Below are 25,264 nucleotides of genomic sequence, written 5' to 3'. Positions count from 1 at the left end.
GCGACGGCGCTCGGCGCTACACCTCACGCCTCGCCCCTCACGCCTCACCCCTCACGCCTCGGTGGCGAGGTGGCGTTCGACGGTGGCGACCTTCGAGGTCAGGCCGTCGGTGACACCGGGCCGGATGTCGGCCTTGAGGACCAGTGAGACCCGGCCGGAGCGCGCTTCGACGGCCGCGACGGCGCGCTTGACGACGTCCATGACCTCGTCCCACTCGCCCTCGATGGAGGTGAACATGGCGTCCGTGCGGTTGGGCAGCCCGGATTCGCGGACCACTCGGACGGCGTCGGCGACGTACTCGCCGACGTCCTCGCCGACGCCCAGCGGGCTGACCGAGAAGGCGACGATCATACGTTGACGACCCCTTCCTTGCGGGCGCGGGCGGCGATCAGGCCGGCTTCTTCCTCCCGCTTGAGGACGCGGTCCCCGTAGAGGCCGCCGAAGGGCAGGACCGCCAGGACGAAGAAGAAGGCCACGCGCTTGAAGGGCCACTTGGTGCGGTTCCACACGTCCAGCAGGAGCACCACGTAGAGGGTGAAGAGGATGCCGTGGAGCAGGCCGAGCGGCATCACCAGGGAGTCGTAGTCGAGGACCAGCCGGAAGCCGGTGCCGAAGATCAGCAATGCCGGGAAGGAGAGCGCCTCCGGGATGGATGCCAGGCGCAGTCGGTGCAGGGCAGCGGCGGTCTTGATGTCCACGGGAACCTCGTCAGTACGGCGAAGGGAGCCAGCAATCGCTTGTGCAAGAGTTCACAAGCCGTGCCCCATTGTGACAGCCGACCTGATGATCACTGCGCGGGGGGCCGGGCGGCCCGGTTCCGCCCCAGTCGGGGGCAGACCGTGACCAAAAGGGCCTGCCTCGGACGGCCCCGGCCGACTACGGTCTGATCCGTGGCTCAGTTTCGGCTCCAGGGGAGCAAAGTGCTCGCCGTCGACATGACGGGCGATGCCGTCAAGGCGAAAAACGGTGCGATGGTCGCGTACGACGGCCAGATGTCGTTCAAGAAGATGACCGGGGGCGGCGAGGGCCTGCGCGGCATGGTCACCCGGCGGCTGACCGGCGAGCAGATGGCCGTGATGGAGGTGAAGGGCCATGGCACCTGCTTCTTCGCGGACCGGGCGAGCGAGATCAACCTGGTGCGGCTGACGGGCGAGAAGCTCTACGTCGAGGCCGACAATCTGCTCTGTACGGATGCGGAGCTGCGTACCGGCACGACCTTCACCGGGCTGCGGGGCGCTTCGCAGGGCAACGGCCTGTTCACCACCACCGTCGAGGGGCACGGCCAGGCGGCGATCACCTCGGACGGGCCGGCGGTGGTGCTGCGGGTCACCAAGCAGTACCCGCTGCAGGTCGATCCGGGCGCGTACATCGCGCACACCGGCGGCCTCAAGCAGCACTTCCAGTCCGGGGTGAACTTCCGCACGGTCATCGGGGAGGGATCGGGCGAGGCGTTCCAGATCCGTTTCGAGGGCGACGGTCTGGTCTATGTGCAGCCCAGCGAGCGCAACACCGTGGGGGGTGAGGTCTGATGCCGTTCACGGCGCTCAACTCCCGCATGGTGGAGGCGCGTGTCGCACCGGGCCAGCGGATGTTCAGTCAGCGTGGCGCGATGCTGGCCTACCGCGGCGAGGTGTCCTTCACCCCGAACATTCAGGGCGGTCAGGGCGGCGTCGGCTCGATGATCGGCCGGCGGATCGCCGGTGAGGCCACGCCGCTGATGACGGTGGAGGGCAGTGGCACGGTGATGTTCGGGCACGGCGGCCATCATGTCCAGGTGGTCGATCTGACGGGCGAGACGCTGTATGTCGAGGCCGACCGGCTGCTGGCGTTCGACGGTTCGCTGGAGCAGGGCACGATGTTCATGGGTTCGCAGGGCGGTGTGATGGGCATGGTGCGCGGTCAGGTGACCGGGCAGGGTCTGTTCACCACGACGCTCAAGGGGCGTGGCGCGGCGGCGGTGATGGCGCACGGCGGGGTGATCGAGCTGCCGATCACGCCGCAGCGCCCGGTCCATGTGGATCCGCAGGCGTATGTGGCCCACCGCGGCGACGTCCGTAACAAACTGTCCACGGCGCTCGGCTGGCGCGACATGGTCGGCCGCGGCTCCGGTGAGGCCTTCCAGTTGGAGCTGTCGGGCCAGGGCACCGTCTACGTCCAGGCGTCGGAGGAGAAGCTGTGACCGGTCCCGTCGTCCACGACGTCCAGACGCTGCCGGCCGACGACAACGTCAATCCGTACGCGTTCAGCGTGGAGCTCGACGGCCGGTGGTTCCTGCAGAAGGGGAAGATGATCGCCTATTACGGGCGGATCGACTTCCACGGCATCGGGCACGGCCGCCTGGAGCGGCTGGTGGCGGGGAGTTTCCATTCGCCGCTGCACGCCGCGGACTGGGTGGTCGCCGAGGGGCAGGGCAAGATGCTGCTCGCCGACCGCGCCTTCGATGTGAACTCCTTCGATCTCGATGAGGGCAACCTCACGATCCGGGCCGGAAACCTGCTCGCCTTTCAGCCATCTCTGTCGCTGAAGCAGTCGATCGTGCCGGGCTTTCTCACTCTGATCGGTACGGGGAAGTTCGTGGCCGCCTCGAACGGCCCGGTGGTGTTCATGGAGCCGCCGATCCGGGTGGATCCGCAGGCGCTGGTCGGGTGGGCGGACTGTCCTTCGCCGTGCCATCACTACGACCACCAGTACCTGCGGGGTTTTCTGGGCGGGCTGCGGGCGCACACCGGGATCGGCGGGGTCTCGGGCGAGGAGCACCAGTTCGAGTTCGTGGGGGCCGGGACGGTCCTGCTGCAGTCGACGGAGGTGCTGATGCCGGAGCGGGCCACGGGCGTGGTTCCGGACGAGGCGGGCGTTCCGGGCGGTGGCGGGCACGGGGCGCAAAGTGGCTCACAACTGCCCCAGCTGCCCGGTGGCCTCGGGGGCCTCCAGCGTCGCTTCGGGCTGTGAGCGGTAGTCTGCGGACGGTGACCTCGAACGCCTGACCACCGCACGGGGCCCGGCCGCACCCGGCGGCCGGTGGGCGGCGGCGGGTGCGGGGTCGCAGCCAACTTAATTAACTATTCAACTTTTACGGATAGAATTCCTCCATGACGACCGACAGCGACACCCCCTGGCTGACCGACCAGGAACAGCACGCCTGGCGCACCCATCTGGACGTCAGCAGGCTGCTGATGCACCAACTGGAGCGCGATCTGCAGCCGTTCGGCCTGACGAACAACGACTACGAGATCCTGGTCAACCTCTCCGAGGCCAAGGACCACCGGCTGCGGATGAGCGACCTGGCGGCCGGCACCCTGCAGTCCAAGAGCCGGCTCTCGCACCAGATCACGCGGATGGAGAACGCCGGCCTGGTGCGCCGCGAGAGCTGCGAGTCGGACCGCCGCGGCCTCTACGCCGTACTGACGGAGGAGGGCTGGGAGACCATGCGCCGGGTCGCACCGCACCACGTCGCCTCGGTGCGCAAGCACTTCATCGACCTGTTCGCCGTCGGGGAACTCGAAGCGCTGCGGGCCTCGCTCGCCCCGGTGGCCGAGCATCTGAGGGAACACCGCGGCGGTCTCTGAGCCGGCCACCGCGGCCCGCCACGGGCCGCGGGCCGCTCAGCAGGACCGCTCAGCCGGGCCGCTCAGCCGGGCCACTCAGCGCGACCACCGGCAGCCCTCAGGAAGCCACCGGCAGCCGCAGCTCGAACACCGAGCCCTCCCCCACCGCCAGCGTGCCGCCGTGCCGCTCCGCGACATCCCGCGCGATGGCCAGCCCCAGCCCGGCCCCGCCGTCGTCCCGGGCCCGCGCGTCGTCGAGCCGTACGAACCGCTCGAAGATCCGCTCCCGTTGGTCCTGCGGCACCCCGGGCCCGTCGTCGTCGACCCGCAGCACGGCCCACTCCCCCTCCCGCAGCACGGCCACCCGCACCGCCGAGACGGCATGCCGCTGAGCGTTGTCCAGGAGGTTGCCCAGGACCCGGCCCAGCTGTCCGCGGGAGCCGGCCACCTCGACACCCACCAGGTCCCCGGTCCGTACCGGGATCCGGTCCCCGACCCGCTGTGAGCTCTCCTCCCGTACCAGCGCGGCAAGATCGACCCGGGCCTGCGTCGGCCGCTCCCCCGCGTCCAGCCGTGCCAGCAGCAGCAGGTCGGCGGCCAGCCGCTGCAGCCGCACGGTGTCCGCCACGGCTCCCGGCACATCCAGCAGCTCCGGATGCGCGACGCCCACCTCCAGCTGGGTGCGCAGGCTCGCGATCGGGCTGCGCAGCTCGTGCGAGGCGTCCGCGACGAACCGCCGCTGGCGCTCCACGGACGTCTCCAGGGCCGCCAGCGTCTCGTTGGTGGTACGGGCCAGCCGGCCGATCTCGTCCCGGGCCGCGGGCACCGGCACCCGGCGGCTCAGGTCCGTGCTGGCGGTGATCGCGGCCATCTCCTCGCGGATGCCCTCCACCGGGCGCAGCGCCCGCCGGGTCACCAGCCAGGTCACCGCGGCCACCACCAGGAGCAGCAGCGGGAGTCCGATCAGCATCGCGGTGCGTACCGTGCCGACGGTGCTGCGCTCGGGTGCCAGCGCCGCACCGGCCCGCACCGTGGCCCCGGCGCCGCCGGGGCCCTTGGCCTCGACCGAGGCGAAGCGGTAGTCGGCCACCTTGCCGTCGACGTTCGCGGTGCCGTCGCGGTAGTGCGCGTCGTCGTCGACCTCGCCCCGTCCGGACGACCGGTCCCCGTCGTCGTCATCGTCGCCGTCCTCGCCGGGTGCGGGGGTGCCGGCGCTCTTCGCGGGCCGGGCCGACCTGCCGTCCACGGCGCGCACGTCGTCGCCGGCCGCCCGCACCCGCCCGTCGTCGTCCAGCACCACGACCGGGTGGTCGTCGCCGTCGGGCAGGTCCAGCTTCGCGTAGGGCGTGCCCGTCGCGATCTGCGCGGCGACCTCGCGCGCGGCGACCTCGGCCTGCAGTTGGGCCTGGTCCTGCAGGGTGCCGCTCAGCACCAGCAGCACGGCCGTGCCGGCCGCGATCAGCGCCACCGCCACGACGAGCGTCGCGCCGGCCGCCGCCCTGACCCGTACCGGGCCCAGCACCCTACGCACCGGGCACCAGCCGGTATCCGGCGCCGCGGACCGTCAGGATGCGCCGGGCGCCGAGCTTGCGGCGCAGGGCGCTCACATACACCTCGATGATGTTGACGTCGCCCTCGTACGCGAAGTCCCAGACGTGTTCGAGGATCTCGGCCTTGGAGACCACCTCGTCCGCCCGCAGCGCCAGCTGCTCCAGCACGGCGAACTCCTTGGCGGTCAGGGCCACCTGGGCGCCGTCGAGCTCCACCGTGTGCGACCCCTGGTCGACGGTGAGCGTCCCCACCCGCAGCACCGGCTGCGCGGTGTGCCCGCGCCGGCGCAGCAGCGCCTTCACCCGGGCGACCAGGACCACGTACGAGAAGGGTTTGGTCAGGTAGTCGTCGGCGCCGGTGTCCAGCCCCTCGGCCTCGTCGTACTCGCCGTCCTTGGCGGTGAGCATCAGGATCGGCACGTCGTTGCCGGCGGCCCGCAGGGTTCCGCAGACGCGGTAGCCGTTCATGCCGGGGAGCATGATGTCCAGCACGATCAGGTCGTAGGCGCCCTCGCCGGCCTGGTGCAGCCCGCTCAGGCCGTCGTGCACGACGTCGACCGCGTATCCCTCGGCCCGCAGGCCCTTGGCCAGCGACAGGGCCAGCCGCTTCTCGTCCTCCACGATCAACAGGCGCATGAGGTCAGCCTGCCATTCCCGACCTGAAGACCTCTTCAGGTGGCTTCAGGTCCCCTTCAGGTTCGTTCGGCGAGTGTGTGGTCACTGCCGAACACCGGGCCGGCCGACACCGGTCCGCCGTACAGGGGAGATTGCATGAAGCGCCACATCGTCATCGCCACCGCCGCCGCTGCCGCGCTGATCGCGGGCGGCACGACGACCGCCCTCGCCGTCAACAGCGGGGACGGGCCGGGTTCGGTGCAGTCCGGTGCCCGGACGACCGCGCAGCTCGCGGCGCACGACGGCCAGGGGCGGGGCGGTGACGACGGCGGGCAGGAGGACGTGCGGGAGGCGCGGGCCGCCGGGGTGAGTGCGCCGCAGGCCGCGGCGGCCGCGCTGAAGGCCGTGCCGGGCACCGTGTCCGGCCTCGACCTGGACCGGGACCGGCCCGGTCTGGTGTGGGAGGCGGACGTGCTCGGCAAGGACGGGAAGTGGCACGAGGTCACCCTGGACGCCGGCAGTGGCCGGGTGCTGGACCAGCACGTCGATCACGAGGACGACGCCGTCTCGCCGTCGGGCGCGAAGGTCGACGCCGCCGCGGCGGCCCGGATCGCCGGCGCGCACGCCACGGTGACCTCCCTCGACCTGGACGACGACCACCGGGCGCGTGCCGTCTGGGAGGCCGAGACCGTCACGAAGGACGGCAAGGAGCACAAACTGCTGATCGACCCGGACTCCGGGAAGCCGACGGCCGCCCCCGCGCACGATGCGGACGACGACGACAACGACAACGACGGAGCCGACGACTGAGGCCGATGCGCACGGCGGCCACCCCGGAGTCTCCGGGGCGGCCGCTCAGCCGCCGTTGGTGACGCCTTCGACCAGCTCGTCGGCCGCCCGGTAGGGGTCCGTCTCGCCGGTCACCGTCCGCTCGGCGAGCGCGCCCAGCCGCCGGTCGCCGCGCAGATCGCCGATCCGCTCGCGCAGCGCCGTCACCGCGATCGTCTCGATCTCGCGGGCCGCGCGGGCCCGGCGGCGCTGCGCCAGCACCCCGTGCTCCTCCATCCAGGCGCGGTGCTTCTCCAGCGCCTCGACCATTTCGTCGATGCCCTCGCTCCGGGCCGCGACGGTCTTGACGATCGGCGGCCGCCAGTCGCCCGGTGCCCGCGATGCGCCCAGCCCCAGCATGTGGTTGAGCTCGCGGGCGGTGGCGTCGGCGCCGTCGCGGTCGGCCTTGTTGACCACGTAGACGTCGCCGATCTCCAGGATGCCGGCCTTGGCCGCCTGGATTCCGTCGCCCATGCCCGGGGCCAGCAGGACGACGCTGGTGTCGGCCTGCGAGGCGATCTCCACCTCGGACTGGCCGACGCCGACCGTCTCGACGAGGACGACGTCACAGCCCGCCGCGTCCAGGACGCGGATCGCCTGGGGGGCGGCCCAGGCCAGGCCGCCCAGGTGGCCGCGGGTGGCCATCGAGCGGATGTAGACGCCGGGGTCGGAGGCGTGTTCGCTCATCCGTACCCGGTCGCCGAGCAGCGCGCCGCCGGAGAACGGCGAGGAGGGGTCGACGGCGAGGACCCCGACGCGCTTGCCCGTCTTGCGGTAGGCCGTCACCAGAGCCGAGGTGGTGGTGGACTTCCCGACTCCGGGTGAACCGGTCAGTCCGACCACGTAGGCGTTGCCGGTGAGCGGCGCAAGCGTCGCCATCACCTCGCGCAGCTCCGGTGCGGCCCCCTCGACGAGGGAGATCAGCCGGGCCACCGCCCTCGGCCGGCCCTGCCGGGCCTGCTCCACCAGCTGCGGGACGTCCACCATCGCTGCGCGTCTCCTTCGGCTCGGTCCGTCTCGCGGTTACTTACCCGGAACGCGGATGATCAGCGCGTCGCCCTGGCCGCCGCCCCCGCACAGCGCGGCGGCTCCCACGCCACCGCCCCGGCGGCGCAGCTCCAGTGCGAGGTGCAGCACGATGCGGGCGCCGGACATGCCGATCGGGTGGCCCAGGGCGATCGCACCGCCGTTGACATTCACCTTTTCCGGGGACACTCCCAGGTCCTTCATTGACTGCACGGCGACCGCCGCGAAGGCTTCGTTGATCTCGATCAGGTCAAGATCCTCGACGGTCAGGCCGTCCTTGCCCAGGGCCTGGCCGATGGCGTTGGAGGGCTGCGACTGGAGGGAGTTGTCGGGGCCGGCGACGTTGCCGTGGGCGCCGATCTCCGCGATCCACTCCAGGCCCAGCTCCTCGGCCTTGGCCTTGCTCATCACGACCACGGCGGCGGCGCCGTCGGAGATCTGCGAGGAGGTGCCGGCGGTGATCGTGCCGTCCTTGGCGAAGGCCGGGCGCAGCTTGCCGAGCGAGTCGGTGGTGGTCTCGCCGCGGATGCCCTCGTCCTGGCTGAAGACCACCGGCTCGCCCTTGCGCTGCGGGATCTCGACGGGGGTGATCTCGGCCTCGAAGAGCCCGTTCTTCTGGGCGGCGGCGGCCCGCTGGTGGGAGCGGGCGGCGACCTCGTCCTGCTCCGGGCGGGCGATGCCGAGGCGGGTGTTGTGCTTCTCGGTGGACTCGCCCATCGCGACGCCCTCGTAGGCGTCGGTGAGGCCGTCGTGCGCCATCGCGTCGAGCATCTCGACGGCACCGTACTTGTAGCCCTCGCGGGACTTGGGCAGCAGGTGCGGGGCGTTGGTCATGGACTCCTGGCCGCCGGCGACGACGACGTCGAACTCCCCGGCGCGGATCAGCTGGTCGGCCAGCGCGATCGCGTCCAGGCCGGAGAGGCAGACCTTGTTGACGGTGAGCGCGGGGACGTTCATGGGGATGCCGGCCTTGATGGCGGCCTGGCGGGCGGGGATCTGGCCGGCGCCGGCCTGCAGCACCTGGCCCATGATCACGTACTGGACCTGGTCGCCGCCGATGCCCGCCCGGTCCAGCGCGGCCCTGATGGCGAAGGCGCCCAGCTCGGCGCCGGAGAAGGTGCGCAGGGATCCCAGAAGGCGGCCCATGGGGGTCCGCGCTCCCGCCACGATCACCGAGGTGGTTGCGTTGGTGCCATTCGTTGCAGACATGCGGTGCGGCCTTCCTTTGCAGGGAAGTTAACGAGGGTTCCCGTCAATGTACTGAGCGGTACGCCCGGGGTCACCGGGAAGCGGGTGTGACGGCGCGCACGTTGCGTAACCGGCCGTGTGAGCGGTGCACTGGAGCCATGCTGACGCGAATCGACCACATCGGGATCGCCTGTTTCGACCTCGACAGGACCGTCGACTTCTACCGTGCCACGTACGGATTCGAGGTGTTCCACTCCGAGGTCAACGAAGAGCAGGGCGTGCGGGAGGCGATGTTGAAAATCAACGGGACCTCCGACGGCGGGGCCTCGTATCTGCAGCTCCTGGAGCCGACCCGGGAGGACTCCGCGGTGGGCAAGTGGCTTGCCAAGAACGGCGAGGGTGTCCACCACATCGCCTTCGGCACGGCGGATGTGGACGGCGACTCCGCGGCCATCCGCGACAAGGGCGTCCGGGTCCTCTACGACGAGCCCAGGACCGGTTCGATGGGCTCGCGGATCACCTTCCTGCACCCCAAGGACTGTCACGGAGTGCTCACCGAACTCGTCACTGCCGCACCCCCCGCCTCGGCGGACCACTGACCTTTGCGTTCCCCGGCCGGTAGAGTGCACCTTCGGCCGGGGTACGGGAGTGGGGCTCGGTCCATACTCTGCCGATGATCTGACACCATTTCTTCGGAAGGGTCAGCTCCGAGGGGCGCGAGTCCGGTACGACGTGACGTGTACGGGACGAGCAACCGCAGGACGGAGTCGGCCGCCACCATGACCAGGGGACGGATGGGACCGCGCAGTGCGGGGCAACGACCGCTACGAGGCTGACGACCACCTCTCGCAGTTCGAGGCCGAGATGGAGCGGCTGAAGACCGAGCGGGAAAAGGCCGTCCAGCACGCCGACGACCTCGGCTATCAGGTCGAGGTGTTGCGTGCCAAGCTCCACGAGGCACGCCGCAACCTCGCGACCCGCCCTGCCTACGACAACGTCAGCCATCAGGCCGAACAGCTGCTGCGCAACGCGCAGATCCAGGCCGACCAGCTGCGTACGGACGCGGAGCGCGAGCTGCGCGAGGCGCGGTCACAGACCCAGCGACTGCTCCAGGAGCAGGCCGAACGCCAGTCCCGGCTGGAGGCCGAGCTGCACGCCGAGGCGGTCACCCGCCGCCAGCGGCTCGACGAGGAGCTCAACGAGCGCCGCCAGACCGTCGAATCGCATGTCAACGAGAACGTCGCCTGGGCCGAACAGCTGCGCGCCCGCACCGAGTCGCAGGCCCGCCGGCTCATGGAGGAGTCCCGGGCGGAGGCCGAACAGGCCCTGTCGTCCGCGCGCACCGAGGCCCAGCGGCTCGCCGAACGCGCCCGTGAGCGCCTGGACACCTCGGCGGAAGAGGCCCGTGCCGAGGCGGAATCCATCCTGCGCCGGGCCCGCACCGACGCCGAGCGGCTGCTGAACGCCGCGTCCAACCAGGCCCAGGAAGCGACCGATCAGGCCGAGCAGCTGCGTACGACTGCCGGTTCGGAGTCGGAGGAGGCGCGGCGGGCCGCCGCGGAGCTGACCCGCAGCGCCGAGGCGCGGATCCAGGAGGCGGACGCGGCGCTGCGCGAGGCGCGCGCCGAGTCGGAGAAGCTCGTCGAGGAGGCCCAGCAGGCCGCCGGCAAGCGGCTGTCGGCCACCGAGTCGGAGAACGAACAGCGCACCCGTACGGCCAAGGCGGAGATCGCGCGGCTGGTCGGCGAGGCCACCAAGGAGGCCGAGGCGCTCAAGGCCGAGGCCGAGCAACTGCGCGAGGACGCCCGCACCGAGGCGGAGCGGCTGGTCTCCGAGGCCCAGGACACCGCCCGGTCGAAGGCGGCCGAGGACTCCGCGGCGCAGCTGGCGAAGGCGGCGCGGACCGCGGAGGAGGTGCTGACCAAGGCGTCCGAGGACGCCAAGGCCACCACCAAGGCCGCCGCCGAGGAGGCCGAACGGCTGCGCAGCGAGGCCGAGTCCGAGGCGGACCGGCTGCGTGAGGAGGCGCACGACACCGCGGCGCAGCTCAAGGGCGCGGCGAAGGACGACACCAAGGAGTACCGCGCCAAGACCGTCGAACTCCAGGAGGAGGCGCGGCGGCTGCGCGGCGAGGCGGAGCAGCTGCGGGCGGACGCGGTCGCGGAGGGCGAGCGGATCCGCAGCGAGGCCCGGCGCGAGGCCGTGCAGCAGATCGAGGAGGCGGCCGGGTCCGCCGAGGAGCTGCTGGGCAAGGCCAAGGCCGATGCGGAGGAGACCCGTTCGGGCGCCGTCACGGAGAGCGAGCGGGTACGCACCGAGGCCATCGAGCGGGCCTCGGCGCTGCGCCGGCAGGCCGAGGAGGCGCTGGAGCGGGCCCGTGCGGAGGCCGAGCAGCTGCTGCTGGAGGGCACCCAGGCCGCGGAGACGCTGACCACGACGGCCGAGGAGGGCGCCCAGGAGCTGCGGGCGGAGGCCGAACGGGCCGCCGAGGAGAAGCGGACCGAGGCACAGGCCGAGCTGGACCGGCTGCACACCGAGGCCGAGAGCAGGGTCACGGCCGCCGAGGACGCGCTGCGCGAGGCGCGCGCCGAGGCCGAGCGGCTGCGCCGGGAGACGCAGGAGGAGGCGGCCCGGCTCAAGTCGGAGGCCGCCGACCGGCGCCGGACGCTGCAGCAGGAGGCCGAGGAGGAGGCCGAGCGGCTGCGGACCGAGGCCGCCACGGACGCGTCGGCGGCGCGCTCCGAGGGCGAGGCGGTGGCCGTACGGCTGCGCAGCGAGGCGGCTGCCGAGGCGGAGCGGCTGCGGGGCGAGGCGCAGGAGACCGCGGACCGGGTGCGTGCGGAGGCGGCCACCGCCGCGGAGCGCACGGGCACGGAGGCGGCGCAGGCGCTGGCAGAGGCGCAGGAGGAGGCCGCGCGGCGGCGCCGGGAGGCCGAGCAGCTGCTGGGCGAGGCCCGCGAGGAGGCCCACCAGGAGCGCACGGCCGCGCGGGAGCAGAGCGAGGAGCTGCTGGCGTCCGCCCGTACGCGGGTGAGCGAGGCGCAGGCGGAGGCCGAGCGGCTGGTCGAGGAGGCGGACCGGCGCTCGGGCGAGCTCGTCGGGGCGGCCGAGCAGACCGCGCAGCAGGTACGGGACGCGGTCGCGGATCTGCATGAGCATGCCGAGCAGGAGATCGCCGGGCTGCGGTCGGCGGCCGAGCACTCCGCCGAGCGCATCAGGACCGAGGCGCAGGACGAGGCGGACCGGGTCCGCAAGGACGCCTACGACCAGCGCGAGCGTGCCTCCGAGGACGCGGCGCGGGTGCGGCAGGAGGCGCAGGAGGCGTCCGAGGCCGCGAAGTCCCTTGCGGAGCAGACGGTTTCCGAGGCCATCGAGGAGTCCGACCGGCTGCACGCGGAAGCCGCCGGTGTGCTGGACGCGGCGCGCCGGGACGCCAACGCGGCGCGTACGGAGGCGGCGGAGCAGGCCGACGGACTGCTGTCGGAGGCGACCGGCCAGGCGGAGAAGCTGGTGGCGGACGCCACCGCGAAGGCGCAGCAGCTGCGCACCGACGCGTCGGACGCGCTGGCGTCCGGCGAGCAGGACGCGGCGCGGGCCCGGGCGGAGGCGCGCGACGACGCCAACCGGATGCGGTCGGACGCGGCCGGGCAGGCCGACGCGCTCGTCACCGAGGCCCGCGCGGAGGCCGACCGGATCGTCACCGAGGCCACCGAGCTGACGTCTTCGGCACAGGACGACGCGAACCGCGTGGTCGCCGAGGCCCAGCAGGCCGCCGACCGGCTGCGCGCGGAGGGCGAGCAGCAGGCGCACGCCATGGTCAGCGAGGCGTCCCAGGCCGCGGAGCGGCTGCGGGCGGAGGCGGCCGAGGCGCTGGAGAGCGCGCGGACGGACGCCGAGAGGACCGGCGACGAGGCACGCAAGGCGGCCAACAAGACGCGGTCGGACGCGGCGGAGCAGGCCGACGAGCTGATCTCGGAGGCCGGTACGGAGGCCGAGCGGCTGCGGGCCGAGGCGGCGAAGACCACCGCCGACGCCGAGCAGGACGCGGACCGTACCCGGGCCGACGCCCGTGACCAGGCGGAGGCGATGCTCGCCTCGGCCACCGCGGAGGCGGACCGGCTGCGGGCGGACGCGGCCGAGACGGTCACCGCCGCGCAGGAGCACGCCACGCGGACCCGCGGTGACTCCGCGAAGGTCAAGGAGGACGCCGAGGCCGAGGCGGAGCGGCTGCGGACCCAGGCGCAGCAGGAGTCGGACCGGCTGCTGGACGAGGCGCGCAAGGACGCGGCCAAGCGTCGCGGGGACGCCGCCGAGCAGGCCGACCAGCTCGTCGCCAGGGCCCAGGAGGAGGCTCTCAAGGCGGCCACCGCCGCCGAGGAGCAGGCCGACACGATGGTCGGGGCGGCCCGCAAGGAGGCCGACCGGTTGGTGTCGGAGGCGACGACCGACGGCAATGCGCGGGTGGAGAAGGCCCGTACGGACGCCAACACCCTGCTGGAAGAGGCCCGTGGGGACGCCACCGCCATCCGGGAGCGGGGCGAGGAGCTGCGGGCGCGGGTCGAGAGTGAGGTCGAGGAGCTGCACGACCGGGCCCGCCGGGAGTCGTCGGAGGCGATGAAGAACGCCGGGGAACGGGTCGACAAGCTCATCGCGCAGGCCACCGAGCAGCAGGTGGAGGCCAAGGAGAAGGCCGACCAGCTGCTGTCGGACGCGAACAGCGAGGCGAGCAAGGTCCGGATCTCGGCGGTGAAGAAGGCCGAGGGCCTGATCAAGGAGGCCGAGAACAAAAAGGCGGAGGCGGTGCGCAACGCGGAGCGGATGCGTTCCGAGGCCGAGGCCGAGGCCGCCCGGATCGTGGACGAGGGCAAGCGCGAGCTGGAGGTCCTGGTGCGCCGGCGCGAGGACATCAACGCCGAAATCTCCCGCGTTCAGGACGTATTGGAAGCGCTGGAGTCGTTTGAAGGGCCCGGGGGCGGCGCGGAGGGCAAGGGCGGCGTCAAGGCAGCCGCGGGGGCGGGCGCAACTCGTTCGAGTGGCAAGCCGTCTGAAGGGTAGCCACTCAAACGAGGGGTCATTCTCCACTTCGAACGCGCAATGACTCGATGACACGCCGTGAAGACCCCTAGGATTCCCTTATCACCTCACCGGTCTCTTTCGACAGGAACCCCATGAGCGACACATCCTCCCCCTTCGGCTTCGAGCTCGTGCGGCGTGGGTACGACCGCGGTCAGGTGGACGACCGCATTACCAAGCTCGTCGCCGACCGCGACAGTGCGCTGTCCCGCATCACGTCGCTGGAAAAGCGGATCGAGGAGCTGCACCTCGAGACGCAGAACGCCCAGGCTCAGGTCAACGACGCCGAACCGTCCTACGCGGGTCTCGGTGCGCGCGTCGAGAAGATCCTCCGCCTCGCCGAGGAGGAGGCCAAGGACCTGCGCGAGGAGGCCCGTCGGGCCGCCGAGCAGCACCGTGAGCTGGCCGAGTCGGCCGCCCAGCAGGTCCGCAACGACGCCGAGTCGTTCGCCGCCGAGCGCAAGTCGAAGGCGGAGGACGAGGGCGCCCGGATCGTCGAGAAGGCCAAGGGCGAGGCGTCCACGCTGCGTGCCGAGGCGCAGAAGGACGCGCAGTCCAAGCGCGAGGAGGCGGACTCCCTCTTCGAGGAGACCCGCGCCAAGGCCGCGCAGGCCGCCGCCGACTTCGAGACCAACCTCGCCAAGCGCCGTGAGCAGTCCGAGCGCGATCTGGCCTCGCGTCAGGCCAAGGCCGAGAAGCGTCTCGCGGAGATCGAGCACCGCGCCGAGCAGCTCCGCCTGGAGGCCGAGAAGCTGCGCACGGACGCGGAGCGCCGGGCCCGCCAGACGGTGGAGACCGCGCAGCGCCAGGCCGAGGACATCGTGGCGGACGCCAACGCCAAGGCGGACCGTATCCGCAGCGAATCCGAGCGCGAGCTGGCGGCGCTGACCAACCGTCGCGACTCCATCAACGCGCAGCTGACCAACGTCCGCGAGATGCTCGCGACGCTGACCGGTGCGGCCGTCGCCGCGGCCGGTGCGCCCGGCGAGGAGGAGACCGCGTCGCGCGGCGTCCCCGCCCAGCAGTCCCGCTGACGCCAGACAGCTTCCCGCGCCCCCGTTCCGCCGTCCGTGGCGGTGCGGGGGCGCGGTCGTGTGACGGGGGCGGGCACCCGGTGGCTCCCGGTGGCGAGGGTCCGGGGACGCCCCTAGCGTGCTGTACATGATCGAGCTAGAGGGGCTGACCAAGCATTACGGCGACAAGGTGGCGGTGGACCACCTGACGTGTGCGGTGCGGCCCGGCATCGTCACCGGCTTCCTCGGCCCCAACGGTTCGGGCAAGTCCACGACCATGCGGATGATGCTCGATCTGGACAACCCCACCGAGGGCACGGTCCGCATCGACGGCAAGCACTACCGGCAGCTGCGGGACCCGCTGACGCACGTGGGCGCGCTGCTGGACGCGAAGGCGATGCACGGCGGCCGCAGCGCGTACCACCATCTGCTGTGCCTGGCGCAGAGCAACGGCATCCCGCGCAGCCGGGTGGGCGAGGTGCTGGACACGGTGGGCCTGACCTCGGTGGCGAAGAAACGCTCGAAGGGGTTCTCGCTCGGCATGGGGCAGCGCCTGGGCATCGCCGCCGCGCTGCTGGGCGACCCGGAGATCCTGATGTTCGACGAGCCGGTCAACGGCCTCGACCCCGAGGGCATCCACTGGATCCGCAATCTGATGAAGAACCTCGCGGCGCAGGGCCGTACGGTGTTCGTCTCCTCCCACCTGATGAGCGAGATGGCGCTCACCGCCGACCATTTGATCGTGATCGGCCAGGGCAAGCTGATGGCGGACACCTCGATGTCCGATTTCATCCACGAGAACTCGCGCTCCTATGTCCGTATGCGCTCCCCGGAGCAGGAGAAGCTGCTGGAGCTGCTGCACGCCGAGGGCATCGACGCGGTGGCGGTCGGCAACGGCTCGCTGGAGATCGACGGGGTCCCGGCGTCCCGGCTGGGCGAGATGGCCGCCCGTCATCAGCTGGTGCTGCACGAGCTGAGCCCGCAGCAGGCGTCGCTGGAGGACGCCTTCATGCAGCTGACCGCCGAGTCGGTGGAGTACCACGCGCACGACGACCGGCCGGCGGCCCCGCGTGCCGTCCGGCCGCCGCCGGACGGCACGCCGGTGCGGCCGGACGGCTGGGGCGCGGACTGGCAGCGGCACGCGCAGAAGAAGGGAAGCTGATGGCGGCGGTCACGCAGGTGCTGCGTTCGGAGTGGACCAAGATCAGGTCGGTGCGGTCGACGGTGTGGACGCTGGGCATCGCCGTGGTCGTCACCGTCGCGCTGGGCGTGCTGATCTGCACCCTGGCCCGGAACGACTTCGGGTCGATGGCGGCCCGCGACCGGTTCGCCTTCGACCCCACCAACATCAGCTTCGCGGGGATGGGCCTGGGCCAGCTCGCGATGATCGTCTTCGGTGTGCTGGTGGTCTCCAACGAGTACAGCACCGGCATGATCCGTACCTCGCTCGCCGCCGTGCCGCAGCGCGCCACCTTTCTCTTCAGCAAGCTGGCGGTGGCCACCGTCCTGGTCTTCGTGGTCGGCCTGGCCACCAGCTTCGTGACGTTCTTCGCGGGCCAGGCGGTGCTGGGCGACCATCGGGCGCAGCTGAGCGATCCCGGGGTACTGCGGGCGGTCTTCGGGGGCGGCCTCTACATGACGCTGATCGCGCTGTTCTCCATGGGGGTCGCCGCGATGCTGCGCAGTCCCATGCTGTCGCTGGGCATCCTGATGCCGTTCTTCTTCCTGATCTCCAACATCCTCGGCAACGTCTCGGCCACCCGGAAACTCGGCCGCTATCTCCCCGACCAGGCCGGCCAGAAGATCATGCAGGTCGTTCCGCGTGTCGGCGAGACGGTGCCGTACGGCCCCTGGGGCGGCCTGGGCATCATGATCGCCTGGACGCTGGCCGCCCTGGCCGGCGGTTTCCTGCTGCTCAAGAAGCGCGACGCGTAACGGCCGGGCCCGGTGCGGTCCGTCGCCGTCCGGGGTGGAGCGGTCCGCGGGGCGCGGGGCGGCGCACTGCCCACCGGGGGCGATTTGCATGGAACCGTCAATACACCGATAGCCTCCTAACCCTCACGGGGGTACGAGCGCGCCTCTGCCCCGACCATCGCGCGAGGGGCGGAGAATGATCGAGGCAGTCGGCCTGACGAAGCGCTACGGCGCCAAGACGGCCGTGCACAACCTGTCGTTCCAGGTACAGCCGGGCACCGTGACCGGCTTCCTGGGGCCCAACGGCTCCGGCAAGTCGACGACGATGCGGATGATTCTGGGGCTGGACACACCGACCTCGGGCCGCGCCACGATCGCCGGCCGTCCCTTCCGCCGGCTCCCCAACGCGCCCCGCCAGGTGGGCGCGCTGCTCGACGCCAAGGCGGTGCACGGTGGCCGCAGCGCGCGCCAGCATCTGCTCTCGCTCGCCCAGCTCGCGGGCATCCCGGCCCGCCGGGTCGACGAGGTGCTCGGCGTGGTGGGCCTCCAGGCGGTGGCGAGCCGGCGCTCCAAGGGGTTCTCGCTGGGCATGGGCCAGCGGCTGGGCATCGCGGCGGCGCTGCTCGGCGATCCGCAGGTGCTGCTCTTCGACGAGCCGGTCAACGGCCTCGACCCCGAGGGCATCCTGTGGGTGCGCAATCTGATGAAGCAGCTCGCCTCCGAGGGGCGTACGGTCTTCGTCTCCTCGCACCTGATGAGCGAAATGGCGCTCACCGCCGAGCACTTGATCGTGATCGGCCGCGGCCAGCTGCTCGCCGACATGCCCGTCAAGGACTTCATCTCGGCCAACTCCGCCGACTTCGCCCGGGTGCGTACCCCCGACACCGACGCCGGACAGCGCGAGAAGCTGACCGCGGCGCTCGGCGAGGCCGGCGGCCAGGTCGTGCCGGAGCCGGACGGCGCGCTGAAGGTGACCGGGCTGCCGCTGCCGCGGATCAGCGATCTCGCGCACGAGGCGGATGTCCGGCTGTGGGAGCTGTCGCCGCACCAGGCGTCCCTGGAGGAGGCGTACATGCAGCTGACCCAGAGCGCCGTGGACTACCGCTCGACGGCCGACCAGCGCGCGGGACTCCAGCAGCAGATGCCCGTGCCGGCCGGATATGCGCCTGGCCAGGGACAGCCGCACCCCTACGCGCCGCAGGGGCCTTACCCCCAGCAGGCGCCGGGCGCTCCGGGGCCGGGATTTCCCCCGCCCGGGCAGGCTCCGGGTCACCCGTACGGGGCACCCGCACAGTACGGCGCGCCCCACCCTTACGGGCAGCCCCCGCAGCCGGCCGCACCCATGCCGGCCGCTGCACCCGCCCCCGCCGCCATGCCCACGCCGCAGAACGAGGACGCACGATGACCAGCCCTCAGCAGCCGCAGCCTGAGCGCGGACCGCAGGACACCGGCGCCCACCAGCAGCCGATGCCGCCCGCGCCGCCGATGCCGCCGGCGCCGCCGGCCGCCGCGCCCCAGCCGGAGCAGCAGGCGGAGCAGCGGCCCGAGCAGCCGATGCCGGCGCCCACCGGGGAGGCCGGCACGATGATGCTCCAGGCACAGGAGCCGCCGGCCCGGCCGGGTCCCGCCCAGGCCAAGGAGCAGGGCACCATGACGCTCCAGGCCCAGCAGCCGCCGGCGCAGCCCGCCCCCGCCGGGCCCCCCGCCGGCGAGCCCGGCACGATGATGCTGGGTGCCCAGCAGCCGCTCCCCCAGGCCCAGCCGGAGCCCCGGCCGCTCTCGGCGCACGGCCCCGGCAGGGACGCGGGCACGATGATGCTCCAGAGCCGGGGCGCCCCGACGCCCCAGCCGCAGCCGCAGGCCCAGCAGCAGCCGCACGGGCAGCCCCCGGTGCCGCCCCAGGCGCAGGCCCAGGCGGGGCAGCAGCCGCATCCGGGCGCCCAGTGGCAGGGCGCCGGCCAGGCCGGTTACGTCTCCCCGATCCCGGTCAACAACACCCACCTCGGCCACGCGCTGGCCTCCGAGTGGACGAAGATCCGCTCGGTGCGCTCGACGATCTGGACGCTGGGCGTGATGGTCCTGCTGGTCGTCGGCATCGGCCTGCTGATCTCCGGCCTCGTGGCCGCCTCCGGTCACACCGTCGGCAACAAGCTGGGCCTCTCGTTCATCGGGCTCCTGCTCGGCACGTTGTGCATCATCCCGCTCGGTGTGCTGGTCATCTCCTCCGAGTACGGCACCGGGATGATCCGTACGACCATGACGGCCTGCCCCGGCCGGGCGCGGGTGCTGGCCGCCAAGTCGATCGTCTTCTTCCTGCTGTCCTTCGTCGTCACGACGCTCTGCGCGGCCCTGGTGGCGGTCTCCGCCTCGGGGATGCTGGACGGCGCCGACCCGACGGCCGATCAGTGGCTGCGCGCCACCGTGGGCGACGGTCTGTACGTCTCGCTGCTCGGCCTGCTGGCCCTGGCGGTGGGGTCGTTGCTGCGGCACTCCGCGGGCGCGATCAGCGCGATGCTCGGACTGGTGCTGCTGCCGATGCTGCTGGCGCTGTTCATGGCCGCCTCGGCGAGCCTCCGCGATCTGGCCACCGCGCTCATCGACTACTCGGTCCCCAACGCGCTGGCGACGCTGCACGGCGCGTCGTTCTTCGCGGGTTCCGGTCCGCAGGGCTGGACGCCCGTGCTGATCATCGCCGGTGTGGCGGCCGTGGCCCTGGGCGCCGCCTTCGTCGTCCAGGAGCGGCGCGACGTCTGACGCGTCAGTACCTGGGTGCGTTCCGGGACCGCTGGAGCCGCGCGCTCCGGCGGTCCCGTGCGTTCCAGCACGCCTTGTGCCAGTGCCGGCGGTCGTCGACGTCGCCGCACCGGGGCCAGGCGACGACGTGCGGCACACCGGGCGGGATCTCCTGGTCGCAGCCGGGGCAGCGGTAGTGCTTGGCCGCGCCGCCGCCCCCGACCTGCCGCACGACCCACTCCTCGCCACGCCACTCCTCGGTCCGTTCCAGGCCGTAACGGTCGCCGCCCACGCGGTCGACGGGCTTCTCACCGCCACGCTGGCGGTTTCGACGCGGAGACACTGAGCACCTCGGGCAATCTGCGGGGATGGGGGTCCCTCCGGGCGAGCGGAGTCGAGCGTGGGGGAGGGATGTCACCAGCGTACGCGGCCCTGTCACGGCCGGTTGCTGCCCGGCGGGATTCTGCGATCATCGGGGAATTTCGCGTCAGGCCGTGCCTTTGGCACGTGTCAGGCGTTGTTGCCTGTAAGGGGGAAGCCGCGTCGGCTGCGAGGAGGCAGAGAGCGATGCGCGTGGGAGCTTTCATCCTGGCCGCACAATTCCCCGGCCAGGGACAGGGGGAAGCACTGCACCGCGCAGTGCGCGCCGCACAAGCGGCGGAGGAGGCCGGACTCTCCGATGTCTGGCTGGCGGAACACCACTTCGTGCCGTACGGCGTCTGCCCGAGCGCGGTGACGCTGGCCGCACTGATGCTGGGCCGCACCCACCGGATCGGCGTCGGTACGGCGGTGAGCGTGCTGCCGACCCAGCATCCGGTGGCGCTCGGTGAGCAGGCGGCGCTGCTGCATCTCACCTCCGAGGGCCGCTTCACACTCGGCGTCGGCCGCGGCGGTCCCTGGGTGGACCTCGAGGTGTTCGGCGCCGGGCTCGACGCCTACGACCACGGCTTCCCGGAGTCCCTCGATCTGCTGCTGCGCTGGCTGCGCGAGCCGCGGGTCGGCGCGGCGGGCGAGAGATACGCGTTCCGGGAGGTGGCGGTCGTGCCGCGGCCGGACGAGGCGCTCACCGCTGTGGACGACGGCCCTTCCGGCCCGCCGGTGGTCGTCGCCTGCACCTCCCCCGCCTCGGTACGCCTGGCCGCCGAGCGCGGACTGCCGATGCTGCTCGGGATGCACTGCGGCGACGAGGAGAAGGCGGAGATGGTCGCGCTGTGGCGGTCGGAGGCCCTGCGGGCCGGCCGGGACGGCGACGACGTGGCCGCTGCCGCGCACGTGTCGGCGGGGGTGGTGCAGATCGCCGACGCCGGGCGGGACGCCGAGGAGACCCTGACGAAGGCGATGCCCGGCTGGCTGCGGCAGGGGCTGGGCGCGCATGTGACGGTCGACGGCCGCTATCGCGCCATGCGGGATCCGCTGGCGTACACGGAGCTGCTGTGCGGGCTGCATCCCGTCGGCACGCCCCAGTTGTGCGCGGACCGGCTGGCGGCGTCGGCGGAGCGTACGGGCATCACGCGGTTCGCGCTGCTGGTGGAGGGCTCCGGTGATCTCGCCGCCACCGAGGAGAACGTCCGCCGCCTGGGCACGGAGGTCCTGCCGCAGCTGGGGTGACTCCGCCGGACGGAGCGGAGCGGCGAGCGGCGTTCCCCGCGTTCCCCCGCCCGCGGTGGTGTGGTGGCGCTGTACTTCCGATGAGGTCATACCGTGGTTCGGTGGTGCTGCCGCTGGCGCATGGGCGCGGTGCGCACCCCTGCGTGGTACGCAGCGGCAGCAACTCCGATCAGCAGTCGCGCAGTTCGGGCGACTGGTTCAGCAGCTGACCCCGGATCGAGGTGAACTTGGCCAGACGGTCGTCCACGGCCGGGTCGATCGGGAAGACCGCGAGGCGGTGGCAGTTCTGGAATGCGAGGCGCACACCGAAGTGGCGCTCCAGCGCACCGCGGATGGCGTCACTCGCCAGCGCGCGCAGCAGCTGGCCGCGCGCCTGCTCGTCCGGCGGCGGCGTCTGGTTGTCGGCGAACTGACCGCCGTCGACCTTCAGCTGAGCCACCAGGGAGCTGATCATCCCCCATGCGTAGGGCAGGGAATTCCGGACGCAGTCGACAAATGCGGCTTCGTCGACCTCGCCTCGCTCGGCCTGTTCGAGGAGGGCCGGTGAGACGTCGAGCGACATGAGGTTCTCCTCTCGCGGCCCCGCCGGGACGGACAGGGCCTAGGGACGGGACAAGGGGTTTTGCGACGGAGCGTGTTCGCCTCACAACCCCCCGCTTCAACGGTATGCCGCGCAAGAGGCCCGCACCAGGAGATTGCACATACAACCGGCCAAAGGCGAGCGCCGGGGGTGCGGGGATTTCCCCCGTAAAGCGACCGTGCGCCGGCGCGAATCGCGCGGGCACCCCCCGGTCGAGTAGCGTTTCGCCCCATGCGTCTCGTCATTGCCCGCTGCTCCGTGGACTACGCGGGCCGGCTCACCGCCCACCTTCCCTCGGCCCCTCGCCTCATCCTGGTGAAGGCGGACGGCTCCGTCTCCATTCACGCGGACGACCGGGCCTACAAACCCCTCAACTGGATGTCCCCGCCCTGTTCCCTCAAGGAGGGGGACGGCGATGTGTGGACGGTGGAGAACAAGGGGGGCGAGAAGCTCATCATCACCCTGGAGGAGGTCCTGCACGACTCCTCGCACGAACTCGGCGTCGACCCCGGCCTCATCAAGGACGGAGTGGAGGCCCACCTTCAGGAGCTGCTGGCCGACCGGATCGAAACGCTCGGCGAGGGCTACTCCCTGATTCGGCGTGAATACCCCACTGCCATTGGCCCCGTGGATATCTTGTGCCGCGACGCGGACGGCGGGACGGTCGCCGTGGAGATCAAGCGGCGGGGCGAGATCGACGGTGTCGAGCAGCTCACCCGCTATCTCGAACTCCTCAACCGCGACCCGCACTTGGCGCCCGTGAAGGGCGTTTTCGCAGCCCAGGAGATCAAGCCGCAGGCGCGGGTGCTGGCCACCGACCGCGGCATCGGCTGTGTCGTACTGGACTACGACGGCCTGCGCGGCATCGAGGACGACAAGCTGCGGCTGTTCTGACCTCCGGCCCGCCGTACGGGGCCGCGCCGGCCCGTCAGCCGGCCGGCGCGCTCCCGCTGTCCGACGGCGTGCCCGCGTCGGAAGCCGACGGTTGCGGCGCGGTGCCGGACGCCGACTGAGGTGACGCCTCCGACGGGCTGCCCGAGGTGCTGGTGACCGACTGCGAGGGACTCTGCGTCGTCGGCTTGCCGGTGGGACCGGTCGGTGAGGGGTCCGTGGGTTCGCCGGTCGGGTCCTCGGTCGGCGTCGGCGAGGTCGGGCTGCCGGTGGGCGGGTGCGTCGGCCTGGTCGGCCCGTCCGTCGGCGTGCCGGGGCCGCCGGTCGGCCGGGTGGGCCGGGCGGTCGGCTGCGACGGCCGGGTGCTGGGGTCCGTCGGTGCCTGACCGGTGGACGGGGCGCTCGCCGAGGGGGACGTGCCGTCGTGGCGGCCGGCCCCGGCGGGCGTGGCCTTGTCCGCGGTGGAGGGCGGCAGGCTGGAGCCCGAACCGGGCGGCTCGGTCGGCAGCTCGGGGTTTTCGCCGTCCGGGGTGGTCTGTTCCGAGGTGACGTGATCGCCGCTCTTGGAGTCGTCGTCGGCGGTCATCCCGAGGGTGACGACGGTGCCGAGTACGGCCACCAGCAGCGCGCCGGCGCCCGCGGCGACGGCGTTGCGCCGGACCGCGCGCCGGCCGGTGGCGCCCGCGGTGGCCGGCAGGGCGGTCGTGGCGGCCGCGGACGCAGAGCCCCGGGCGACGACCGTGGCCGCGGTCCCGTCGGCCGCCTGAAGGCGCAGCCGGGCGGTGGCCGCGGCGCCGGACGAGGCGGCCGTGTCCGGCCGTCCCTGCGGCCCCTTCGCGTCGGCCTTCGGCCCCGCGGGGTGGAGGACGGTGGTGTCGGCGGCGGCCGAGTCGGCCCGTGAGCGGTCGGTGACCAGCGCCAGGGCCCGTCGCCCGGCGACCGCGCCCCGGCGGTCGGAGAGCACCCCGCGCAGCCCGATGGACGCCTCCAGCTCGGCCCGCGCCCGGTCCAGGCTGCCGCTGCACAGCGCCAGCACGCCCAGCTCGTGGTGGAAGTACGCCTCCTCGGCGACCTCGCCGGCCAGCCGGGCGGCCTCCTGGCCGTGCCGGAGACTGCGCTCCCAGGCGCTCCAGTGCAGCGCCGCGGCGAAGGCGGGGGCGGCCGTGCGCGCGAGCAGCACGGCCGCACTGGCGTGGCCGCTCTCCCTGCTGCCGGTCAGTACGCCCATCGCGGCCAGCACCGCGTCCGCCTCGGCGGCCGCGCGCTCGGGGGCGACCGAGGGATGGCCGGCCCACCAGGCGTAGTGCTGGGCGGCGGTGTGCACCCGGGCGGCGGCGCCCTCGGCGTAGCCGAGCGCGGCCAGTTGCTCCTGGACGGTCGCGGCGAGCCGGTAGCAGGACCCGGCCGGGGTGATCAGGCCGCTGCCCAGCAGCTCGCCGAGGACGGCGTCCGCGTGGGTGTCCTCGGTGAGCGCGGGCAGATGCGCCTGGTGCGGCAGCTCGCCGCCGAGCGCGACGGCGAAGCGGAGCGTCTCCTGGGCGGCGGCGCCCATTCGCGCGGCGAGCAGCGGTACCGGTGAGGCGGCCTCGCCGAGGGTGGGCAGCGGACCATCGGGGTGGGCGTCGCTGCCGGCGGCCGCGCCCTCGCCCGCGTCGGCGGTGTCCGGGGCCGCGGCGGCCGCCTCGGCCTGCACCCGGTCGCGCCGCCGCAGCAGCGCCCCGGCCTGGACGAACCGCAGCGGCAGCCCCTCGGACTCGAACCACAGGTCCGCGGCCCAGGACTCCTCGTCCGCGGTGAGCTTCCGGTCCACGGCGCGCTCGAGCATCCGTGCGCAGGCACCGCGGCCGACGCCGCCGAGGAAGACCTCTTCGAGGTGGGAGTCCGGGCTCGGGGCCGGGACGTCGGGGGTGGCCGCCGTCAGGAAGGCACACTCGGGGGTGGCGTCGAGGAGTTCGTCGAGCGCGGTCCCGCCGAATTCCAGGTCGTCCAGGACGACGATCGCGCCGATGCCGCCGAGCCGGCGCAGCAGCTCCGGGCGGTCGGGGCGGTGGCGCGGGGCGCGGTAGACGGCGCCGAACAGCGCGTACATGACGTCGGTGGCGGTGCGGTGGTAGCCGGAGAGCCGGATGACGCCGTCGGGGGCGAGGTCGGCGCAGGCGGTGGCGACGGCGTCCAGCAGCCGGGTGCGGCCCGATCCCGAGGGACCGGTGAGGCGTACGGAGCGGCCGCGGGACAGCAGCCGGACCAGGCGTTCGGTCTCTTCGGAGCGCTCTTCGAGGAGGGTCTCGTGGCCGGCGGACCCGGGCGGGCCGATGGGCAGCGGCGCTGCCGCGGCGCGGGCGGCCCCGGCGCGCTCGTCGGCCCGGAGCTTGCCGGGGACGGCGGGCCGTTCGCCCGGCGGGCAGGGCTCTATCTCGCTGCCGTCGACGGGATTGACCGTGACGAGGTAGCCGCCCGAGACCAGCCGCACGACGCGGGCCTGACCGCCGGAGCCGGCCTGTTCGGCGCCGGACGGCGGCGTCGGGGCCCCGGCAGGGTGACCCTGCTCGCGGTACTCCTCAGGTCCCCGGTTCGGGTTCGGGTCCATGCTGCAAGCTCCCAGGTCTGGCGTGCCCGACTGCTCTTCCGGCCGTTCGCGCCCCCGGCCCGGCCGGGATCCGCCGGCCGTGGCGTCTGGTCTGGTCCGGTGCCCGCCGCCGC

At 72.7% G+C, this 25,264-nt stretch carries 23 protein-coding genes; 14 read left to right on the top strand and 9 right to left on the bottom strand.

The genetic code is table 11. The features are described from left to right. Positions 1-51: 51 nt before the first annotated feature. Positions 52-351, bottom strand: coding sequence for an MTH1187 family thiamine-binding protein (locus ACGFML_RS04410; protein WP_393539836.1), 300 nt, complete (start codon positions 349-351; stop codon positions 52-54). After that, positions 348-698 carry a DUF3817 domain-containing protein gene (locus ACGFML_RS04405; protein ID WP_393539834.1) on the bottom strand — a complete coding sequence of 117 codons (351 nt, stop codon included), beginning with the start codon at positions 696-698 and terminating at the stop codon, positions 348-350. Before ACGFML_RS04405 ends, ACGFML_RS04410 begins: the two co-directional genes overlap by 4 nt. A 192-nt stretch (positions 699-890) precedes the next feature. Between ACGFML_RS04405 and ACGFML_RS04400 the strand changes: the two genes are divergently transcribed. The 4 genes from ACGFML_RS04400 (at position 891) to ACGFML_RS04385 (ending at position 3,566) form a co-directional block, all read left to right on the top strand. Further along, complete coding sequence (locus ACGFML_RS04400) at positions 891-1,529, top strand: AIM24 family protein (RefSeq protein WP_393539832.1); 639 nt, start codon at positions 891-893, stop codon at positions 1,527-1,529. Next, entirely contained in the window at positions 1,529-2,179 is a 651-nt protein-coding gene (locus ACGFML_RS04395) for an AIM24 family protein (protein ID WP_393539830.1), read from the top strand. Before ACGFML_RS04400 ends, ACGFML_RS04395 begins: the two co-directional genes overlap by 1 nt. Next, positions 2,176-2,949 carry an AIM24 family protein gene (locus tag ACGFML_RS04390; RefSeq protein ID WP_393539828.1) on the top strand — a complete coding sequence of 258 codons (774 nt, stop codon included), beginning with the start codon at positions 2,176-2,178 and terminating at the stop codon, positions 2,947-2,949. Before ACGFML_RS04395 ends, ACGFML_RS04390 begins: the two co-directional genes overlap by 4 nt. Positions 2,950-3,089: 140 nt before the next feature. Further along, positions 3,090-3,566, top strand: coding sequence for a MarR family winged helix-turn-helix transcriptional regulator (locus tag ACGFML_RS04385; RefSeq protein ID WP_393539827.1), 477 nt, complete (start codon positions 3,090-3,092; stop codon positions 3,564-3,566). A 97-nt stretch (positions 3,567-3,663) separates the two neighbouring features. On the opposite strand, the gene ACGFML_RS04380 is transcribed toward ACGFML_RS04385, so the two are convergent. Further along, the gene (locus ACGFML_RS04380; protein ID WP_393540410.1) at positions 3,664-5,064 is read right to left on the bottom strand and encodes an ATP-binding protein; all 1,401 of its coding nucleotides are present in this window, start codon (positions 5,062-5,064) and stop codon (positions 3,664-3,666) included. Positions 5,065-5,068: 4 nt separating this feature from the next. Then, positions 5,069-5,731: a response regulator transcription factor gene (locus ACGFML_RS04375; RefSeq protein ID WP_393539825.1), complete on the bottom strand. Its 663-nt coding sequence runs from the start codon at positions 5,729-5,731 to the stop codon at positions 5,069-5,071. 135 nt (positions 5,732-5,866) lie between these two features. Between ACGFML_RS04375 and ACGFML_RS04370 the strand changes: the two genes are divergently transcribed. After that, positions 5,867-6,520 carry a PepSY domain-containing protein gene (locus ACGFML_RS04370; protein ID WP_393539823.1) on the top strand — a complete coding sequence of 218 codons (654 nt, stop codon included), beginning with the start codon at positions 5,867-5,869 and terminating at the stop codon, positions 6,518-6,520. A gap of 45 nt (positions 6,521-6,565) precedes the next feature. On the opposite strand, the gene meaB is transcribed toward ACGFML_RS04370, so the two are convergent. Together meaB and ACGFML_RS04360 are read right to left on the bottom strand one after the other, a co-directional pair. Further along, positions 6,566-7,525, bottom strand: coding sequence for a methylmalonyl Co-A mutase-associated GTPase MeaB (gene meaB / locus ACGFML_RS04365; protein ID WP_393539821.1), 960 nt, complete (start codon positions 7,523-7,525; stop codon positions 6,566-6,568). A 36-nt stretch (positions 7,526-7,561) separates the two neighbouring features. Continuing rightward, positions 7,562-8,737: an acetyl-CoA C-acetyltransferase gene (locus ACGFML_RS04360; RefSeq protein ID WP_393540408.1), complete on the bottom strand. Its 1,176-nt coding sequence runs from the start codon at positions 8,735-8,737 to the stop codon at positions 7,562-7,564. A 173-nt stretch (positions 8,738-8,910) separates the two neighbouring features. Here ACGFML_RS04360 and mce point away from each other — a divergent pair, with 173 nt between their 5' ends. From mce to ACGFML_RS04325, 7 genes are all read left to right on the top strand, one after another. Continuing rightward, positions 8,911-9,351 carry a methylmalonyl-CoA epimerase gene (gene mce, locus ACGFML_RS04355; RefSeq protein WP_393539819.1) on the top strand — a complete coding sequence of 147 codons (441 nt, stop codon included), beginning with the start codon at positions 8,911-8,913 and terminating at the stop codon, positions 9,349-9,351. Positions 9,352-9,559: 208 nt separating this feature from the next. After that, on the top strand, positions 9,560-13,807 hold the full coding sequence (gene scy / locus ACGFML_RS04350) for a polarized growth protein Scy (RefSeq protein WP_393539816.1): 4,248 nt from the start codon (positions 9,560-9,562) through the stop codon (positions 13,805-13,807). 113 nt (positions 13,808-13,920) lie between these two features. After that, positions 13,921-14,859 (top strand): cellulose-binding protein, encoded by a 939-nt coding sequence (locus tag ACGFML_RS04345; RefSeq protein ID WP_393539814.1) that lies wholly within the window; start codon positions 13,921-13,923, stop codon positions 14,857-14,859. A gap of 127 nt (positions 14,860-14,986) precedes the next feature. Then, positions 14,987-16,000 carry an ATP-binding cassette domain-containing protein gene (locus ACGFML_RS04340; protein ID WP_393539812.1) on the top strand — a complete coding sequence of 338 codons (1,014 nt, stop codon included), beginning with the start codon at positions 14,987-14,989 and terminating at the stop codon, positions 15,998-16,000. Further along, positions 16,000-16,773 carry an ABC transporter permease gene (locus ACGFML_RS04335; RefSeq protein WP_393539811.1) on the top strand — a complete coding sequence of 258 codons (774 nt, stop codon included), beginning with the start codon at positions 16,000-16,002 and terminating at the stop codon, positions 16,771-16,773. Before ACGFML_RS04340 ends, ACGFML_RS04335 begins: the two co-directional genes overlap by 1 nt. A 175-nt stretch (positions 16,774-16,948) precedes the next feature. Beyond that, positions 16,949-18,157, top strand: coding sequence for an ABC transporter ATP-binding protein (locus ACGFML_RS04330; RefSeq protein WP_393539809.1), 1,209 nt, complete (start codon positions 16,949-16,951; stop codon positions 18,155-18,157). Next, positions 18,154-19,506, top strand: coding sequence for an ABC transporter permease subunit (locus ACGFML_RS04325; protein ID WP_393539807.1), 1,353 nt, complete (start codon positions 18,154-18,156; stop codon positions 19,504-19,506). The genes ACGFML_RS04330 and ACGFML_RS04325 overlap by 4 nt, the downstream gene beginning before the upstream one ends. Positions 19,507-19,510: 4 nt before the next feature. Here ACGFML_RS04325 and ACGFML_RS04320 read toward each other — a convergent pair whose 3' ends face one another. Further along, positions 19,511-19,828, bottom strand: coding sequence for an ATP/GTP-binding protein (locus ACGFML_RS04320; protein ID WP_393539806.1), 318 nt, complete (start codon positions 19,826-19,828; stop codon positions 19,511-19,513). Positions 19,829-20,052: 224 nt separating this feature from the next. On the opposite strand from ACGFML_RS04320, the gene ACGFML_RS04315 reads away from it, so the two are divergent. Next, on the top strand, positions 20,053-21,093 hold the full coding sequence (locus tag ACGFML_RS04315) for an LLM class flavin-dependent oxidoreductase (RefSeq protein WP_393539804.1): 1,041 nt from the start codon (positions 20,053-20,055) through the stop codon (positions 21,091-21,093). A gap of 169 nt (positions 21,094-21,262) precedes the next feature. Here ACGFML_RS04315 and ACGFML_RS04310 read toward each other — a convergent pair whose 3' ends face one another. After that, on the bottom strand, positions 21,263-21,655 hold the full coding sequence (locus tag ACGFML_RS04310) for an SCO5389 family protein (protein WP_393539802.1): 393 nt from the start codon (positions 21,653-21,655) through the stop codon (positions 21,263-21,265). Between the two features lie 249 nt (positions 21,656-21,904). On the opposite strand from ACGFML_RS04310, the gene nucS reads away from it, so the two are divergent. After that, positions 21,905-22,567, top strand: a complete 663-nt coding sequence (nucS, locus tag ACGFML_RS04305) for an endonuclease NucS (RefSeq protein ID WP_393539800.1) — start codon at positions 21,905-21,907, stop codon at positions 22,565-22,567. Between the two features lie 34 nt (positions 22,568-22,601). On the opposite strand, the gene ACGFML_RS04300 is transcribed toward nucS, so the two are convergent. Further along, positions 22,602-25,151, bottom strand: a complete 2,550-nt coding sequence (locus tag ACGFML_RS04300; protein ID WP_393539798.1) for an ATP-binding protein — start codon at positions 25,149-25,151, stop codon at positions 22,602-22,604. Between the last annotated feature and the right edge of the window lie 113 nt (positions 25,152-25,264).

This window comes from Streptomyces sp. NPDC048650 (assembly GCF_043199095.1).
In the GTDB taxonomy this organism is placed as follows: Bacteria; Actinomycetota; Actinomycetes; order Streptomycetales; family Streptomycetaceae; genus Streptomyces.
This window is presented reverse-complemented; position numbering and strand designations above follow the sequence as displayed.

Bases quoted from the DNA above. Each gene is read 5' to 3' on its own strand.
- ACGFML_RS04410 (WP_393539836.1), bottom strand. From the start codon at position 351: ATGATCGTCGCCTTCTCGGTCAGCCCGCTGGGCGTCGGCGAGGACGTC.
- ACGFML_RS04395 (WP_393539830.1), top strand. From the start codon at position 1,529: ATGCCGTTCACGGCGCTCAACTCCCGCATGGTGGAGGCGCGTGTCGCA.
- ACGFML_RS04385 (WP_393539827.1), top strand. From the start codon at position 3,090: ATGACGACCGACAGCGACACCCCCTGGCTGACCGACCAGGAACAGCAC.
- ACGFML_RS04375 (WP_393539825.1), bottom strand. From the start codon at position 5,731: ATGCGCCTGTTGATCGTGGAGGACGAGAAGCGGCTGGCCCTGTCGCTG.
- ACGFML_RS04370 (WP_393539823.1), top strand. From the start codon at position 5,867: ATGAAGCGCCACATCGTCATCGCCACCGCCGCCGCTGCCGCGCTGATC.
- meaB (WP_393539821.1), bottom strand. From the start codon at position 7,525: ATGGTGGACGTCCCGCAGCTGGTGGAGCAGGCCCGGCAGGGCCGGCCG.
- mce (WP_393539819.1), top strand. From the start codon at position 8,911: ATGCTGACGCGAATCGACCACATCGGGATCGCCTGTTTCGACCTCGAC.
- ACGFML_RS04345 (WP_393539814.1), top strand. From the start codon at position 13,921: ATGAGCGACACATCCTCCCCCTTCGGCTTCGAGCTCGTGCGGCGTGGG.
- ACGFML_RS04340 (WP_393539812.1), top strand. From the start codon at position 14,987: ATGATCGAGCTAGAGGGGCTGACCAAGCATTACGGCGACAAGGTGGCG.
- ACGFML_RS04335 (WP_393539811.1), top strand. From the start codon at position 16,000: ATGGCGGCGGTCACGCAGGTGCTGCGTTCGGAGTGGACCAAGATCAGG.
- ACGFML_RS04330 (WP_393539809.1), top strand. From the start codon at position 16,949: ATGATCGAGGCAGTCGGCCTGACGAAGCGCTACGGCGCCAAGACGGCC.
- ACGFML_RS04325 (WP_393539807.1), top strand. From the start codon at position 18,154: ATGACCAGCCCTCAGCAGCCGCAGCCTGAGCGCGGACCGCAGGACACC.
- ACGFML_RS04315 (WP_393539804.1), top strand. From the start codon at position 20,053: ATGCGCGTGGGAGCTTTCATCCTGGCCGCACAATTCCCCGGCCAGGGA.
- ACGFML_RS04310 (WP_393539802.1), bottom strand. From the start codon at position 21,655: ATGTCGCTCGACGTCTCACCGGCCCTCCTCGAACAGGCCGAGCGAGGC.
- nucS (WP_393539800.1), top strand. From the start codon at position 21,905: ATGCGTCTCGTCATTGCCCGCTGCTCCGTGGACTACGCGGGCCGGCTC.
- ACGFML_RS04300 (WP_393539798.1), bottom strand. From the start codon at position 25,151: ATGGACCCGAACCCGAACCGGGGACCTGAGGAGTACCGCGAGCAGGGT.